At 36.6% G+C, this 16,785-nt stretch carries 17 protein-coding genes; 1 reads left to right on the plus strand and 16 read right to left on the minus strand.

Going from position 1 to position 16,785, the window contains the following annotated elements; translation table 11 throughout:
* Nucleotides 1-78: 78 nt before the first annotated feature.
* The 15 genes from ABJH98_RS08470 to ABJH98_RS08540 form a co-directional block, all read right to left on the minus strand.
* Nucleotides 79-1,287, minus strand: coding sequence for a HAMP domain-containing sensor histidine kinase (locus ABJH98_RS08470; protein WP_348307221.1), 1,209 nt, complete (start codon nucleotides 1,285-1,287; stop codon nucleotides 79-81).
* A 50-nt stretch (nucleotides 1,288-1,337) separates the two neighbouring features.
* Nucleotides 1,338-2,015: a response regulator transcription factor gene (locus ABJH98_RS08475; RefSeq protein ID WP_348307222.1), complete on the minus strand. Its 678-nt coding sequence runs from the start codon at nucleotides 2,013-2,015 to the stop codon at nucleotides 1,338-1,340.
* Between the two features lie 15 nt (nucleotides 2,016-2,030).
* Nucleotides 2,031-2,768, minus strand: a complete 738-nt coding sequence (locus ABJH98_RS08480; RefSeq protein ID WP_348307223.1) for a hypothetical protein — start codon at nucleotides 2,766-2,768, stop codon at nucleotides 2,031-2,033.
* Between the two features lie 144 nt (nucleotides 2,769-2,912).
* Nucleotides 2,913-3,548 (minus strand): carbonate dehydratase, encoded by a 636-nt coding sequence (gene can, locus ABJH98_RS08485; RefSeq protein ID WP_348307224.1) that lies wholly within the window; start codon nucleotides 3,546-3,548, stop codon nucleotides 2,913-2,915.
* Between the two features lie 128 nt (nucleotides 3,549-3,676).
* A complete protein-coding gene (locus ABJH98_RS08490; RefSeq protein ID WP_348307225.1) occupies nucleotides 3,677-3,979 on the minus strand; it encodes a hypothetical protein in 303 nt (100 codons plus the stop codon).
* 197 nt (nucleotides 3,980-4,176) lie between these two features.
* The gene (locus ABJH98_RS08495; protein WP_348307226.1) at nucleotides 4,177-4,608 is read right to left on the minus strand and encodes an outer membrane insertion C- signal; all 432 of its coding nucleotides are present in this window, start codon (nucleotides 4,606-4,608) and stop codon (nucleotides 4,177-4,179) included.
* A 109-nt stretch (nucleotides 4,609-4,717) separates the two neighbouring features.
* Nucleotides 4,718-6,244, minus strand: a complete 1,527-nt coding sequence (locus tag ABJH98_RS08500; protein ID WP_348307227.1) for an oligopeptide:H+ symporter — start codon at nucleotides 6,242-6,244, stop codon at nucleotides 4,718-4,720.
* A 160-nt stretch (nucleotides 6,245-6,404) separates the two neighbouring features.
* Entirely contained in the window at nucleotides 6,405-8,168 is a 1,764-nt protein-coding gene (locus ABJH98_RS08505) for a peptide MFS transporter (protein ID WP_348307228.1), read from the minus strand.
* Nucleotides 8,169-8,683: 515 nt separating this feature from the next.
* Nucleotides 8,684-9,454 carry a tryptophan synthase subunit alpha gene (trpA, locus tag ABJH98_RS08510; RefSeq protein ID WP_348307229.1) on the minus strand — a complete coding sequence of 257 codons (771 nt, stop codon included), beginning with the start codon at nucleotides 9,452-9,454 and terminating at the stop codon, nucleotides 8,684-8,686.
* A 33-nt stretch (nucleotides 9,455-9,487) separates the two neighbouring features.
* Complete coding sequence (gene trpB / locus ABJH98_RS08515) at nucleotides 9,488-10,669, minus strand: tryptophan synthase subunit beta (RefSeq protein WP_348307230.1); 1,182 nt, start codon at nucleotides 10,667-10,669, stop codon at nucleotides 9,488-9,490.
* Complete coding sequence (locus ABJH98_RS08520; protein ID WP_348307231.1) at nucleotides 10,670-11,287, minus strand: phosphoribosylanthranilate isomerase; 618 nt, start codon at nucleotides 11,285-11,287, stop codon at nucleotides 10,670-10,672.
* Nucleotides 11,284-12,078, minus strand: coding sequence for an indole-3-glycerol phosphate synthase TrpC (gene trpC, locus ABJH98_RS08525; RefSeq protein WP_348307232.1), 795 nt, complete (start codon nucleotides 12,076-12,078; stop codon nucleotides 11,284-11,286). Before trpC ends, ABJH98_RS08520 begins: the two co-directional genes overlap by 4 nt.
* Nucleotides 12,075-13,094 carry an anthranilate phosphoribosyltransferase gene (trpD, locus tag ABJH98_RS08530; RefSeq protein WP_348307233.1) on the minus strand — a complete coding sequence of 340 codons (1,020 nt, stop codon included), beginning with the start codon at nucleotides 13,092-13,094 and terminating at the stop codon, nucleotides 12,075-12,077. The genes trpC and trpD overlap by 4 nt, the downstream gene beginning before the upstream one ends.
* A 4-nt stretch (nucleotides 13,095-13,098) precedes the next feature.
* Nucleotides 13,099-13,665 carry an aminodeoxychorismate/anthranilate synthase component II gene (locus ABJH98_RS08535; RefSeq protein ID WP_348307234.1) on the minus strand — a complete coding sequence of 189 codons (567 nt, stop codon included), beginning with the start codon at nucleotides 13,663-13,665 and terminating at the stop codon, nucleotides 13,099-13,101.
* Nucleotides 13,665-15,101, minus strand: a complete 1,437-nt coding sequence (locus ABJH98_RS08540; RefSeq protein ID WP_348307235.1) for an anthranilate synthase component I family protein — start codon at nucleotides 15,099-15,101, stop codon at nucleotides 13,665-13,667. Before ABJH98_RS08540 ends, ABJH98_RS08535 begins: the two co-directional genes overlap by 1 nt.
* 323 nt (nucleotides 15,102-15,424) lie before the next feature.
* Here ABJH98_RS08540 and ABJH98_RS08545 point away from each other — a divergent pair, with 323 nt between their 5' ends.
* Nucleotides 15,425-15,844 carry a TerB family tellurite resistance protein gene (locus ABJH98_RS08545; RefSeq protein ID WP_348307236.1) on the plus strand — a complete coding sequence of 140 codons (420 nt, stop codon included), beginning with the start codon at nucleotides 15,425-15,427 and terminating at the stop codon, nucleotides 15,842-15,844.
* A 2-nt stretch (nucleotides 15,845-15,846) separates the two neighbouring features.
* Here the strand turns inward: ABJH98_RS08545 and ABJH98_RS08550 are convergent, their stop codons facing one another.
* A complete protein-coding gene (locus tag ABJH98_RS08550) occupies nucleotides 15,847-16,677 on the minus strand; it encodes an outer membrane beta-barrel protein (RefSeq protein WP_348307237.1) in 831 nt (276 codons plus the stop codon).
* Between the last annotated feature and the right edge of the window lie 108 nt (nucleotides 16,678-16,785).

Raw genomic sequence — 16,785 nt, forward strand, 5'->3', positions numbered from 1 at the left:
TTTTGACACAGTAGACTACCAATCAGTTGGGAAAGTTTGGTAGACGAATAATGAGAATAAGGGTATGACTACTACTGGCTAGAATTGAATTTCTAACTTATGATTGGTTTCATGAACGTCGTAAGACACCTTCATCTGATGTATTTCACATACTTTTTTGATAAGAGCCAAGCCTAGCCCAGAAGAGTCTTTTGATGAATTACCTTTCTTAAATCTCTGGAAAAGTGACTCTGGATTGACTTCTGAGGGCAAACCAGAGTTTTCATAGATCATTTTATTTTCAAAAACAGAAATGCTCAAATAGCCGCCATTCACATTATGTCTGATGGCATTTTTCAAAAGATTGTTGATGAGCAAAAACGCAAGCGAACTATTCATCATGAGTTGTGGGAAGTGCTTGTAGTGTTTTTCTAAGCTTATATTTTTCAAGTCAATCAGCTCTTCAAAATAAGTAAGTTTGTCTTCAATAAAGTCTACTATGTCAATAGATTCCAAGTCTTCAAACTGCTGGTTGTCCATTTGGCTTAAAAGGATAAGATCAGTGTTTAGTTTAGAAAGTCTGTTGGCGGCATCGCTTATTTTGATTACCTCTTCTAGGTCATCTTCCGGTAAATTTCCGTCTTGCAGTAGTATCTCAGATTTTGACTTGATGATGGCCAGAGGAGTTTGAATTTCATGAGATGCGTTTTCTGTAAACTCTTTTAGGTTATGATAATCTGCCAAATTTTTATCTAGCATTTTTTTTATCTCATTATTCAGTTCTTCAAATTCATAGATTTTATTCTTCTCGAACCTCACTTCAGGAGAAGAAGAAATTTTAAAATGTTTGAGTTTTGCAATCGTCTCATAAAAAGGCGCCCATATTCTCTTTGACATCTGGCGATTGACTATCAATAAGGTCACTATGATGCTCACCATGAGTAGCAAAATGATCTCACTAATTCCAGTGATCAAGTCCTCGCTTGGTAGCAGTGATTTGGTAATAGAGATTAAATAGTTCTTTCCATTGAGCTGATCTGAGAATCTAAGCTGTCTAAAAGGTAGTATTCGTTTTTCATAGTTGTCCCACATCAAAGTATCGGACATTTTCATTTCAGGCATGACATCAAGTGGGAGTTCTTTGATACTAATCCTATCCCCTACATTCAAATAAAAAACCTCTTGGATTTCTTCATAAGTATGCCATTCATACAGGAATTGTTCCTTGTCAGCCAGCAGCTTTTCATTGAATTCATGGTTGACAATGTTCTTGATAATGTAATAGGCAAATACTCCCCCTATGGACAAAATAATGACTATTGAAAAAAAATAGTACCGATTAGTAAGAGATAAGAGCTTCAAAACTGGGTGAATTTATAACCAACACCATATACAGTCTGAATATAATCACCTCCTCCGAGACCTATGATTTTTTTTCTTAGGTTTTTCAGATGTGCATAAATAAAGTCGTAAGAATCAGCCATATCCATATAGTCTCCCCAAAGGTGTTCGGCGATAGAACTCTTCGAAATCACGCGATTTTGATTGGAAATAAAGTAGAGCAATAAATCATATTCCTTTTTTGTAAGACTAAGTGGCTGACCATTTATACTTACACTTCTCTCAGCTGGTAAAATTGCAATCTCCTTAAATACAATTTCATTCTGACCACTAAAATTACGCCGCCTAAGTACAGATTTGATGCGAGCGTTTAGTTCAGAGAGATCAAAAGGCTTAGAAATGTAGTCATCTGCCCCTATTTCCAACCCTTCTATCCTATCATCTACAGAGTTTTTAGCTGAAATAATAATGATACCAGATTCAGATTTATTCTTTTTTAATCGTTGGACAACCTCCATACCACTCCCTCCAGGTAGTGTAATATCTACCAAGAGACAGTCGTATGTATACAAATGAATCTTTTCAAATGCCTCATTGAGTGTAGATACCCATTCACAATGGTACCCATCTTGACTCAGGTATTTGATCATAGATTCTGCCAATGCTGGTTCATCCTCGATAATCAGAATATTCATTTTCTTAATTCAATATTAATCATTGGACAAAGCAGCCACATGTGATTTTTTATGTTGTTCATGCCCACAATAGGTACATTTATATAATCTAATCATCTCACCAGCTCGATCATAGGTTGGTTCTTCAATGATTTCTTCCTTTATATCCCTGGCTGTTCTATAATTACAACTATCACAGACGATGAGATGTCGGTTCACTTCATATTTTTCTATAATCTTTTCACCATTTGTTTCATCCAACCAAACATCATATTCATAAGCTCTAATATTCTCATGCTCAATCATCTCCTTCGTTAAATGTACATCTTCCTCGCTTTCTGTTAGCAATCGCATTTCATTTCCTGTATTTGGAGAAATTCTCTTTTGAAATCTAATGCTATTCAATCTTTTTTCTAAACGAAAAGGATAATAAACATTAAGGTAAGTTTTGATTGCACTCGCGAATAATACCCCAATGATTAATGAAATAAAGGTTTTGACTGCAAGAACATACTCTGTCGGTGTTACATGAACCCTAACAATCAAAGAATTCAAAAAAAATGCGAATGAAAATGATAAACCCATCCCAGCATACCACAGATATTTAACCTCATGTGAACTAATAAAATTATACTTCTCTACCAAATTCCGCTTGAGAGCTAAAACTATGACGTAATACAACAGAATGATTGCTGAACAAAACAAAAGAATTTGTGACCAGATCACCACTATCTGATGCCAATGATCAACGAAAATATCAAAATTATTATTCATGACTTTTTTTCTTCAATTCTCGGAAGTGATTCTGAATTAAATTTGAATTAGTTAGGCTTGTAATTACATTTTAGAGTTTTTGAATAAAAAAAAGCATGTTACTCTTGCGAGTAACATGCTTTTTTATCAATTGGTTTAATAGTCTTAGCCGTGCTTATATTTATAAACATGTCCTAATGACTTATTAGAATTGGCAGATACGCCCAAGTCTCTTATCAACCCATCTTTAAGACTATACACCCATCCATGAACCTGAGGGAATTCTCCTTCCTTCCAGCATTCCTGAATAAATGAAATTTTGGTCAAGTCATGTACTTGCTCAACTACATTGAGCTCTACAAATCGATCAAATCTTTTTTGTTCATCTTTGATTGCATCCAGTTCGTTCTCATGCATTCGATATACATCTTTAATATGTAGCAACCAGTTATTTAAGAAACCATAATCTTCATTGGTCATTGCAGCTTTAACACCACCACAACCATAGTGACCACAAACAATAATGTGTTTTACTTTTAATACTTTAACTGCATAGTGTACTACACTCAATAGGTTTGTGTCTGTATGAACCACCATATTAGCGATATTTCTTTGTACGAATATTGATCCAGGTACAGCGCCTGTAATTTCAGTAGCTGGCACTCTACTATCCGAACATCCAATCCATAAAAATTGTGGTTTTTGTCCTTGTGACAATTTGTCAAAAAAATCTGGGTTTACTTTAAGTGTATTCCTTACCCATTGGTTGTTTCCTGCCAACAGTTCTTTTATAGTTTCCATATATAATATTTTTTAATACGTATTGTTTTTCCTATCCTTTAATTCAATGGTATGAATGTTTCAAATCTCTGTAAAGATTTATGATAGGATTAATTGCAAAATTCAGTAGACAATGAAAAATGCCTAATTCAAGAATTGAATTCTGGTGGTGGTGTAATGATACTTACGATGTGGGTAGTTTTGAATAATTTAAGTATTGAATATTTTTCTAGTACAATTCCCAAACTTTTCTGACAATCGCAAGCTTCCAAAATACATTCATCTACCCCGTTCTTTTTTTTTTCTTCTTTCTTCTCCTCTTCCGTTTCTCTCTCCTCGAGTTCCTCACTTAGTGCTATTTCAATCAAGGAATCTTCAAAATGAGATAATAAGACATATCCCATTTTTAAGAAAAATGAAAGTAATAATATTATGGTAAGTACCTTATTCAAAAAAATCTGGTTAAAAATAATCATACAATGATACTTAATATTTACTTTGTGAATCTACTCTTTTTTTTAAAAATATTGAATACTATATTCGATTGCTTTGATGTAATTGAAATATGATACCGAGTCAAACTTAAATATAAAAAAATGCTCATCAGAATATCCGATGAGCATTTTTTTATGTCGATGTTTTTGTCCTATCAGAATACAAATCTGGCATTGATACCAAAAGAATCAGCTCTAAAGTCTGTTTCTTCAATGAGCCAAAAGGTTGGTCTCCAATCTGCACCTAATGCCAATGGAAAATCAAAATGGTATTCTAAACCTATTTCTCCACTTGCGCCCAAAAAGAAAGGATCAGAAAAATACAAAGAAGGGCCAACACCTATATACCAATTCAAACCTGGTGTATCGCCAAGCGGTTTGTAGAAAAAGTCATAAAGTACCTCAACACCTACATTATCTCCAAAACTTACATCAGCATGCAACCTACTAAACTCACCTACTGAAAATACCCCATCAATGGCTACATCATTTCCTAGTACATCACCAAATCTAATACCTAGCTCTTGAGCACTTGCAGCTGATAATGAGGCAAAAAAGATGGCTGATAAAATTATTAATTTCTTCATATTAAGATTGATTTTATTTAAATATTTAGATTTCAAAAATAATAGAATGTCTTTGAATAATACAATATTTTATGTATTTAGTTTAAATAACCAATCAATGAAAATCATATCAATGCACTTCGTGCATCAGTTTCTTTAAAAATGGGGCTAGAATCAATGCAACCAACCCAAGTCCCAAACCAAAAGTTCCTATTTTTTCAAATCCTTCTACATATACATTTAGTGAATCCATACCGGAAGCTGAAGAAATATCATCTGTATTGATAGCCATGCTTCGGCCGATCCAGCCACCTATATTGAAGGCATAGGCCACTGCCATAAACCAAATCCCCATCATAAAACCAACCAGCTTCTTTGGTGTAAGCTCTGTGATTTTGGATAAACCTACCGGCGACATATTGAGTTCTCCTACTACTAAAAGAAAATAGGCAACAACTAAAAACATCATAGGAACTTTACCTTCACTATTGGCAAATCCTCCACTCATGGCTAAAACATAAAAACCAACGCCAATAAGTAATAGTCCAATAGCAAATTTATAAGGTGTTCTTGGATTCAAATTTTTAGATTTCAATGCGATCCAGATTGCAGAAAAAGGAATGGCCAATAGAACAACAAAGATTGCTGTGATACCATTGGTACCTGCAGCAGTGAATCCAACTAGTTCTACATTTCTATCAGCGAAAAGTGTCAATAAACTCCCTGTCAATTCATAAAAAGCCCAGAATACAGTCATCAAAAGCGTCATATAAAGTACCATAAAAAGTTGGCCTCTCTCTTTTCCTGACACTTTAGTAAAAGTATAAATGAGATAGGCTAATACTCCCAGCACAAGAATATTGAATATGAATGAAACAATCGTTCCTTCGAACATCACGCTTCCAAATGCTTCCAGCACAAAATCACCAAATTGAATCAAATAGGCGATTATTGGAACGAGTAAAACAGCAACTACTGGTACCCAATGTTTCTTTTTTAAGCCAAAAACATTTTCATTTAATGCTTCTTCCGAAGGTGGTAATCCATGATCACCAAATACTCCGTTCTTAGATCCTTTCCAGAAAACAATCAGACCAGTAAGCATGCCAATTCCTGCCGCACCAAATCCATAATGCCATCCATAAGTTGCACCTAACCATCCACAAAGAATTGGAGCTACAGCAGCTCCAACATTGATCCCCATGTAGAATATCGTGAATCCAGAATCTCTTCGAACATCTCCTTTTTCATACAAGGTCCCAACAAAGGAAGAAATGTTAGGTTTAAAGAAACCATTTCCCACAATCAAGAGACCCAACGCAGAATAAAATGCGATTGGATGTTCGATAGCCAAAATAAAATGACCTGCTGTGAAAAACACTGCCCCTAACATGACCGCTCTTCTAAAACCTAATAATTTATCCGCAACTACACCTCCAAGAGCTGGTGTGGCATATACCAACATACCATAGGCTGCGTATATTCCAAATGCTATGCTGTCTCTATCGGCAGAAGCATGAAACATTTCATTGACCATATATAATGTGAGCAGGGCACGCATGCCGTAGAAACTAAATCGCTCCCAGAGCTCTGCAAAGAAAAGATAGAACAGTCCTTTAGGATGACCAAAGAGCTCCGGTTGTTGTTTTGCATTCATATATTCAAACTTAAAATTTGACGAATATAATAAGAATGAATTACTTGACTTAACCGCCTCGTATCAATGGTTGAAATAACGGCTGAATGGATCAATATTGGCCTATAAAAAAAGACCACTTTTTAGAAGTGGTCTTTTAAATATTTTCGTAGTGATTGGCTTATTTCACTCCATGCATACCTTTTTTCATCAACGGCGTAAGTACAAACAGCACCACACTAATGGCAACACCAACCCACATCAGTGAAGAAAAGAAATCTGCATAAACTGCACTGGCAGCTGCTACATCCGTCACTACACCGCCATCTGTGTCTATGGCCGCGAATTTAGCCAACTGTGCCGCAACCAACTCAGAATAGGCCGTTGCTAAGAACCATACCCCCATCATAAATCCAACAACTTTAGGAACAGAAAGTTTTGTTACGGCAGAAAGCCCGACAGGAGACAAACAAAGTTCGCCAGTCGTGTGAAGCAAATAAGCCAACACAATCCAGATGTAAGCCACCTTTCCAGAGGCGTCTGGCATCGTAGCTCCAAGCACCAATGCACCAAATCCCAATCCAGCTTGAAGTATCCCTAGCCCAAATTTAAGCGGTGTGCCTGGTTCCATTTTATGTTTGCTTAAGAATGTCCACAACCAGGCAAATATTGGTGCCAATAGGAAAATAAACATGGCATTCAATGAACCAGTTTGAACTGCAGTAACTTCCCATTTGACTGGAAGCCCTGATGTAGATGCCGATACTGCACCTGCAAAACCAATTGCATCAATGCCCAGATAAATGAAAACAGACGAGATAAGTACAAAAATAGACCCTGAAATTTTCTTCTCAGAGTCGTTCATATCAGCAAATTTTTCTCTACCGAAATAGATGACCAATAGTGGAATTGCTATAAATGCCACAGCCATTAGATATAATCCTGTGGTTTCTCCTGGCATATAGGTTACATCAAGCAGTACTCGATCCACCACTCTATCTGCATAAAGAGTCATAGAAGCAGCACTTTGCTCAAACAAGGCCCAAAAAACCACTGTAAATAATGTTAAGGAAGCCAATACTGTCATTCGGCCGCGCTCCACTTTGTCACATTCTTTATACAAGAACCAAATCAACCAAACCAAAACTCCAAATGCCATGGCATTCAGGGTATTGTGTACAATAGCATTAGATTGAACTAGGAACCAAATAAGTGGTACTGTTACCAGCGAACCCAAATAAATTGTTAATTCATTATTTAGGCCAATGACACTTTTTTCTTTAAGTATTTGGGGATTCTCTGGTTCTGCATGACCATGTAAAAAACGCTGCCCCCAGAGAAAAACAATCAACCCAAGTAACATGCCTATGCCAGCTAATCCGAAGCCATAGCCCCAGCCATAATTCTCTCCTAAATATCCACACAAAATGGTGGCTGCAAAAGAACCTAGGTTAATTCCCATATAGAAGATAGTAAATCCAGAATCTCTTCTTTCATCTCCTACTTTATATAATTTACCAACAATTGTCGAAATATTTGGCTTTAAAAAACCAACACCTACAATGATTAATGCAAGTGATAAATAGAAAATATTTAAAGCAAATTCATCTTGATTTAACACCCCATCTACCATGGTAGCTTGTTCGCCTTCGAAGGCCAATCCAAGGTGCCCAAAGCACAGCATGATACCTCCAAAGATGACGGCCTTTCTCATTCCCAAATATCTATCTGCTAGCATACCACCGATTACAGGCAATGCATACACTAGGCCTGCATATGCACCCAGTACATCTAAGCTTAATCCGTCTGTGAATAAATGATATTTTGTGAGGTAAAGAAGTAATAAAAATTTCATTCCATAGAATGAAAATCGTTCCCACATTTCTGTTAAGAAACAGATGTAAAGGCCTTTAGGGTGACCGAAAATTTCTTGTCTTTCTTCCATATTGATTTTAAGAATTCTAATTCAAATCCGCCTCTACCAACAACTAAAAAAACCTATCAGTTTCACTCACCAGTTACATACTTTAACTTGAATGTAATCCACTAATTATTCTCAAGTATTCTTACCTAGTAAATAAAAATTGGATTCTCAAAACCCAATGAAGTTTATCAATTTTGGATGTTGTTTGATATAGATCGAACCGCCAAAATAAAAAGAATAATTCTAAATCAATTAGTCGGACAGCTATATTAAGCACATTGGTCAATTCAGCATTAACACTTATCAATTGCTAACCGACTATTCTTTAGCCCGACACTCAAAGACAAATCCACATTTATTTCACTAAAACTCATCCATAATTACAGATCAATCACAAGACAAGCATCCAATATGACACTTTAGCTATACAGAAATGAATATTTAAATCAATTCATTAATTTAAAATTCGTATTATCACTGATTTACAATAAGTTATTAGGTAAAATTTAGACAAGACTAAATTGAGTAAAATAGGATTAATCAAACTGAACCATGAATTTTTTAATGCTTTCAGCTACATCTGCACCTTCAGATAGAGCATTAACAAAAGCACTACCTATGATCCCCCCTTTTGAAAATTTGCACACCTGATCAAAGGACATTTTATCTTTTATTCCGAAACCTGTTATCAGCGGATTATTCAAATTCAACGCTGACAAACGTTTGGCAAAAGCTTCAAAATCAAGTGTGAAATTTTTGTTTTCACCAGTGGTACTTGAAGAAGAAACCATGTAAATAAAACCATCGGTATGCTCATCGACTAACCGAATCCTTTCATCGGTTGAAGCTGGAGTAACAAGGATGATATTTCGCAGACCATGGGCTTCTACAATTGACTTATAGCTTTCAACATATTCCTCTATAGGCAGGTCGGGAATGATCAATCCATCGACATCAATTTCCTTACATTTCTTACAGAAATTCTCAAATCCATATTGCATGATGGGATTCAATGAACTCATCATAATTAATGGCACGTCTACTTTCTTTCGTACATCTTTCAGTTGTTCGAAAAGCAGCTTCACAGTCATGCCATTTTCTATGGCTCTCGTATTGCTTTGCTGTATCACGGGACCATCGGCCACTGGATCTGAGAAGGGCACACCGACCTCCAACAAATCCGCTCCACTTTCTACAAGTTGATCTATGACCTTTACAGTATCTTCGAGTCTTGGATATCCAGCTGTGAAATAAATAGACAGAATGTTGTCCTTGTTTTTTAGTAAGTTATTTATTCTATTTTCCATTACAGAAATTGATTCGAGTTTGAGATTAATTTATTAGAGTTTGTCTAAATAAGTTTCAAGATCCTTATCCCCTCTTCCTGATAAATTCACCACAATGGTTTCACCAGGAACAATCTTGATCTTATCCAAAGTCGCCAAAGCATGTGCAGATTCTACAGCAGGAATGATCCCTTCTAATGTGCACAGTTCTTTACCTGCGGCTATAGCCTCATCATCAGTTACCGCTTCAAAAATTACCCTGCCCGATTCAAACCAATGAGCCAATGCAGGACCAATACCAGGGTAATCTAACCCTGCAGAAATAGAATGTGGCTCTACCACTTGTCCATCATCCGTCTGCATAAATAAGGTTTGGCTGCCATGCAGAATACCACTCTTTCCTTTGAAAGTAGCTGCAGCGGTGAAACCAGACTCCAAACCTTTACCAGCGGCTTCTGCTGCAATTAATTCAACTTGTTCGTCTTTGATATAATGAAAAAAGGCTCCTGTAGCATTGCTACCCCCTCCCACGCATGCAATCACACGATCAGGGAATTCTGAGCCCGTCGCTTCCTTCAATTGATTTTTAATTTCTTCACTAATAATAGACTGAAATCGTGCAACCATATCTGGATATGGATGCGGTCCCACTACTGAACCAATGATATAGTGCGTGTCAAATGGATTGCTAATCCAAAATCTCATCGCCTCATTGGTAGCGTCTTTCAGTGTTTTGCTACCAGATGAGACAGGTACTACTGTTGCTCCAAGCATTTTCATTCTTCCTACATTAGGTGCTTGACGAGCCACATCTACTTCACCCATGAATACCACACATTCCAAGCCCATCAATGCACAAGCAGTGGCTGTAGCCACTCCATGCTGACCTGCTCCGGTCTCAGCAATTATTTTTTTCTTCCCAAGCTTTTTAGCCAAGATGATTTGCCCTAAAGCATTATTGATCTTGTGAGATCCAGTATGATTCAGGTCTTCTCTTTTGAGGTAAATATTGGCTCCATATTTATCAGACAATCTAGTAGCCAAATAAAGTGGAGATGGTCTCCCTACATAATCGGTCAATAATTTTTCAAACTCAGTTTTGAAGTCTGAACTAGCTATGATCTTTTCATAGTTTTCTTTGAGCTCCATCACATTGGCCTGCATCATTTCAGGAATAAATGCACCTCCAAAACTTCCAAAATACCCACGTTCATCGGGATTCAACTTGGTTTCCATCTATCTTTTACTCTTTAATTCTTCAAAAAATACTTTCAATTTTTGTTCGTCCTTTTCTCCAGGAGCTATTTCAAACCTACTATTCACATCGATGGCGAATAGCTTTGGATGCTCCAAATGTTTGATCATTTCAACATCATCAGGCCCGATACCGCCACTCAGTATAAAAGGTTTTTCCAGATTATATTGGCTTAACACAGTCCAATCAAATTGTGTCCCATTGCCACCGTATGAAGCTCCTTTCGTGTCGAAAAGAAAATAATCCACCACCGATTCGTAGGACTTCAAATCATCTGGCAAGGCATTTTGTATCGCAAAGGCTTTTATCAATCCAAAGCCTTTATTTTTTAATTTCAGGCAATATTCTGGTGATTCATCGCCATGCAACTGTAAATAATCCAGCTCATGTCTTTCAGCTATTTGCATGATTTGATCGAGTGATTCATTCACAAAAACGCCCACCTTTTTCTTGGTCGAATGAATGGAATTTTTAATATCGCCATCTTCGAAATTACGAGCCGATTTTGCATAAAAAATAAAGCCAATAAAATCTACCTCACCAGCATTGAGAAATGCTAAATTGGATTGATTTCGAATGCCACAGACTTTTATTTTCATCCTTTTGTGAGTTGTGTGTTCATGAATTTTTTTAATTCATTTGCTGGATCTGCGTGTTTCATAAACTGCTCTCCTATCAAAAAGCCCTTATACCCTTCTGCTGCCAGAATGTCCATTTCTTTAGTAGAAGAAATACCACTTTCAGAAATTTTCAATTGATCCTTAGGTAAAATTTTTGCCAAGTCTATGGAATTTTGAATGGTAGTTTTAAACCGTTTCAAATCTCGATTATTCACTCCCAAAATATCCACTGCATCATAATACCCCTCGCGATACTCCTCTTCATTGTGTATTTCCAAGAGCACTTCCAGACCCAACTGATGGGCTAAATCAGTGAACCTAATAATTTCCTCTTTTGTTAGAATTGCTGCAATCAACAGCATCAAATCTGCTCCAATTGCCTTAGTCTTATAGATCTGATATTCATCAATAATGAAATCCTTTCTTAAAACGGGACAAGTCATGTGCTTCCTGGCTCTTTGCAAATCTTCTACACTGCCTCCAAAGTAATCGCGATCAGTAAGAATAGAAATAGCCGAAGCTCCAGCCTCACAATACCCCTTTGCCACTTGTGCTACATCAACTTGATCATTTATAACGCCTTTAGACGGTGATTGTCTTTTGAATTCTGAAATGATCCCGTAAGGAGCGGCAGATTCTAAATTAGCAACAGTAGAGTGACATCGTTGGTCGAAATAACTGGATTTGATTAAATCATCAATGGTAACCAACGATTTCTGATAGGTCAATTCCTCCTTTTTAGTCTGCACTATTTTATCTAATACATTCATGGCTTTGTGACTGGTATTTGAGTTTTATTTGGGTTTAAAAATGTTTTGAAGCACTTGTAGGCAGCACCAGAATCTATTGACTCTTGAGCCATAGCTACACCTTCTTTGATATCAGTCAAGCCCTTTCCAATTGTCAATGCTAGACCAGCGTTTGCCAATACCACTTCAGTTTGTGCTTTGGATGCCTCACCTTTTAAGACATTAAGAAAGATCTGAGCAGAATCTTCGATTGTATCTCCTCCATTAATCGATTCTTGGGTAACGGGGTTCAATCCCAAATCTTCTGGATAGTAGACTCTTTCGGCTTGATTTGTAATGACCTTAAATGCTCCTGTAAGAGAAATCTCATCGTAACCGTCGAGCGCATGTACAATGGCACACTCTCGATTCTCATTTTGATGCAAATACTGATACAGTCGAGCCAATTCAAGATTATACACACCGATCAGCTGTTTTTCAGGTCGACTAGGATTAACCTGAGGCCCTAACATGTTAAAAAATGTTTTTAAACTTAAATCTCTTCTCACAGGCGCTACATTTTTCATGGCTGGATGAAATAAGGGTGCGTGCAGAAAACAAATCCCAGCATGATCTAAACTTTTTCGCAAATTCGCTTCATCTGCTTTGAATTCATAGCCTAAATGTACCAAAAGGTTAGATGACCCACACATGGAAGAAACACCATTATTTCCATGTTTGGCTACATTCTGACCCGCTCCGGCAACTACAAAACAAGAGGTGGTTGAAATATTGAATGTGTCCTTTCCATCTCCACCGGTTCCACACATATCCATGGCATCATAACCTTTCAGATCAATAGGTTTACATAGATCAAGCATCGCTTCTTTGAACCCTGCTAATTCATGCGTACGAATGCTCCTCATCAAATAAACAGTCATAAAAGCAGCCATTTGACTCTCATTGTAAGCACCATTAGCTAATTCCACCAATGTATCCTTGGCTTCCTGTTGGGTCAGGATATAATTGTTCGTCAGTTTTTGTAAAATCTCTTTCATTGACTTAAGCTTTAATCCAATTTTCCATGAGTTTGATGCCGTGTTCGGTAAGGATAGACTCAGGATGAAACTGAACTCCTTTTACAGCATATTCTTTATGTGCTATTGCCATTATCTCCCCCTGATCATCTACTGCTGTGATCTTCATATCACCAACTTGCTTTGGGTCAATGGCCCAACTATGATAGCGACAGACTTTAAAATTTTCTGGAATACCATGAAACAATGGGTCTTTGGCCTGAATTTTAACATTCGTCGCAATACCATGAAGAACCGTGGGTAGATTATAAAGTTTAGCCCCAAATATTTCTCCTATCGCTTGATGGCCTAAACAAACGCCTAGTATGGATTTATCTTTCGCGTAAGTTTTAATTACATCCATGAGAATGCCACTTTCTGAAGGCAACCCAGGACCTGGTGATAGTAAAATCCGATCGTATTTGGCTACTTCTTCCAAGGTGATTTCATCATTGCGAAAAACATCCATGCTCTCATCTCCTTCCAATTCTCTCAGTATATGAACCAGATTGTAGGTAAATGAATCGTAATTATCTAAAACTAAGGTTTTCATTATTGCTGTGCTTCAAGTTTTTGGTTGATAAGATCTGCTTTTTTAATGGCTGACTGTAAAGCGCCCACCTTATTATACACTTCCTGTACTTCACTGTCAGGATTAGATTTGGCTACCACTCCTGCTCCAGCTCGGAAATGAAGTTTGTTGTTTTGGCTTAAAAATGATCTGATTAGAATCGCATGATTAAAATTGCCATGAAAATCCATCAACCCAATCATTCCGCCATAATAACCCCTTTGTGTGCTTTCGTATTCGTCAATGAGTTGCATGGCTCTGTGTTTAGGCGCACCAGACAGTGTACCCGCTGGAAAAGTATCCGCAGCTAGATCCAACGCTGTTTTTCCTTGTTTTAAAAAAGTGGAGACTTTGGAAACCAAATGTATCACGTGGGAAAAAAATTGAATCTCTTTGAATTTTTCTACGATTACCCTATCTCCAGATTTACTTAAATCATTCCTTGCTAAATCCACCAACATGACGTGTTCTGATGTTTCTTTTTCATCCTCAGACAAGGCTTTTGCAGCCAATGCGTCTTGCTCATCATCACCAGTTCGTTTATAAGTACCTGCAATTGGAAATATAGCTGCATGACCATCGTTCACTTCCAATTGTGCTTCTGGTGACGATCCAAATATTTTAAATGACCCAAAGTCGAAGTAGAATAAATAGGGCGATGGATTGATACTTCTAAGCGCTCTATACAACAGAAATTCATCCCCTTTAAATGCTGTACTAAAGCTTCTAGACAATACCATTTGGAATGTATCTCCTCGCTGGCAATGCTCAATTGCTCGGATTACACTTTCCCTGTACTCTTCATCTGTCATATTTGATTCCACAATTCCATCAGATTGGAAAGAGTATTCAGGCGTATTATTTGAAGAAATGAGCATCTCTATCTCATCTAAATTATAGCATTGACTGGTATCTTCAAGTGCATTATGCGTAATGAAAATTTTGTTAGAGAAATGATCAAAAGCAATGACATACTCAAAGAAGAAATATTGCATCAGTGGAATCTCGAAATTCTTCTTCTTATTGGAGTCAAAAGAGATGTTTTCAAATAATTGTACTCCTTCGTATGATGTAAATCCAAACAAACCAGCTTTGGTATAGCCTGCACTTTTATCTCTTTGGGTTGAGAAAGTAGCAAGAAACTGCTGAAATCTATCAAGTGCGTTTACTTCACTTAAAGGAAAAAAACTTGCAGATTCATCTGGCAGCTGTTCTATAACGAATCCTTTCTCCACTTTAAATTCGGCTAAGGGAGAAAAAGCGATATACGATATACTATTCTCTTTGGCATGATAATCCGAACTTTCAAGCAAGAAAGAATTAGGGTACCGATCGCGTATTTTTAAATAAAGACTAACTGGAGTCAATATATCTCCAAGTATTTCTCTAGTCTTTGAATATATTTTTATTTGTTTCATGTCGATTTTTGGCAAAAAAAAAGCCCCGAAGATCGGGGCTTTTGCTATTTATATTTTTCAATACATACTAGTTCCGATCACATTTCGCTTGCAAAATGCTCCACCACCAGTTTGTATTGTTGTTTATCATTTTCATTAATGCAATTATATTTCAGGAAAATACCAGAACCAAAATTTAATTCAACTTTTTAAAAATATTTTTCTATCAATAGCAATTATTAAATTATATAATTCAAAATTTCATTTAATTTGAATATTAGAAACAAATTACTGAACTTGTACTTTCTTTAAGAATCAAGAACACAGCCTAAATCAATATATATATGTCTTCAGAGTTAGATGTAAAACAGCAATTAAGTTTGCTTGTTCACCTGTCAAAGGTTGATAATTTTATCGCAGAACCAGAATCTAAGATGATCCATTATCTTGGGAATTTGCATGGGCTTACTGAAGATGATATTGAAACGATTATTGACAACCCGATGCCTATTCCTGATCTTCAGGATTTAGCTCCTGACACAAAATTTGAATACCTATTTAATATCGTGCAATTAATGAAAGTGGATGGAAAAGTATTCCAATCAGAAATTGACTTTTGCGAAAAAATTGCTTTGAAGCTAGGATATAAGCCTGGGGTTATTGCAGATTTGTCGGCTTATGTATACAGCGATCCTACTATCAATACAAGTAAAACATTTCTAAGAAGTATAGTAGATGAGCATTTGATGCCACGAAAAAAATAATACTACCTCTTATATTTCTTGGCTTTCTTCCCACCAACATTGGAAGTACTCTTCCCTTTAGTAGTAAGTGCTGGATTATATCCAAACATGTAAGCAACAGATATCATTAGCATGTGGGATCTATACTCCATATCCTCTTTGTATTCATTGATATTGCTAAAAGCCACTCCTTCATTAAACGCCATATTGGAGTGTGCCCAACTAAATTTAGCATCCACTATTACTCGTTGTGAAGGTGTAATATCAAACAACCATCCTACACCAAAGTCAAGCGCGTACTGTAAACGATTAGGTTTAGTGACAATTAATTTATCATTATAATCTCCAGTATTTATTTCGTCCATTTCTTCATTTAAGAAAAGAACGTCATAATCCACGGCCTGTCCTAGAACAGAAGCATTCTCCTCAGTCTCATCTGACACGATACTCCCTTTGCCCCCGAGCCACCAACTCAATCTTGGGCCTGCCTCTACAAATACTTTGAATCGGCTATTTTTCATGAAGACTACTCTAGCCATTAGTGGTGCTGTAAGAAAATGATTAACTGTTTTGTTATCTAAACTTTGATCAGGATATAAGGACTTAGCTCTTGTTCTATTGTTGATTCGTGCGTAAACAATTTCAGTATGCACTTCGAAATGTCCTTCTGTAGAGTAATCCATGGCAATACCTGCATGCCAATTTATATTATTGGATATTTTGAATGTGTCCTTGTGTGATTTAGCTTGATATTGAGGAATGATTATCTGGGTTCCAAACTTTGGACCAAACCAAAACTGAGCTTGACTTGTGAATGAAATCAACAACATTCCTATAATTAATATCCTTTTCATGATTCTCTTATTACCATTCAGTTTGCACACTAAGAATTGCAAAATACAATAATTAAAACATTATCATCAATCACACAGCACAATGCGCAAAATAAATTCACGTTTTCA

The sequence above is a fragment of the Reichenbachiella sp. genome (assembly GCF_039969095.1).
Lineage (GTDB): Bacteria > Bacteroidota > Bacteroidia > Cytophagales > Cyclobacteriaceae > Reichenbachiella.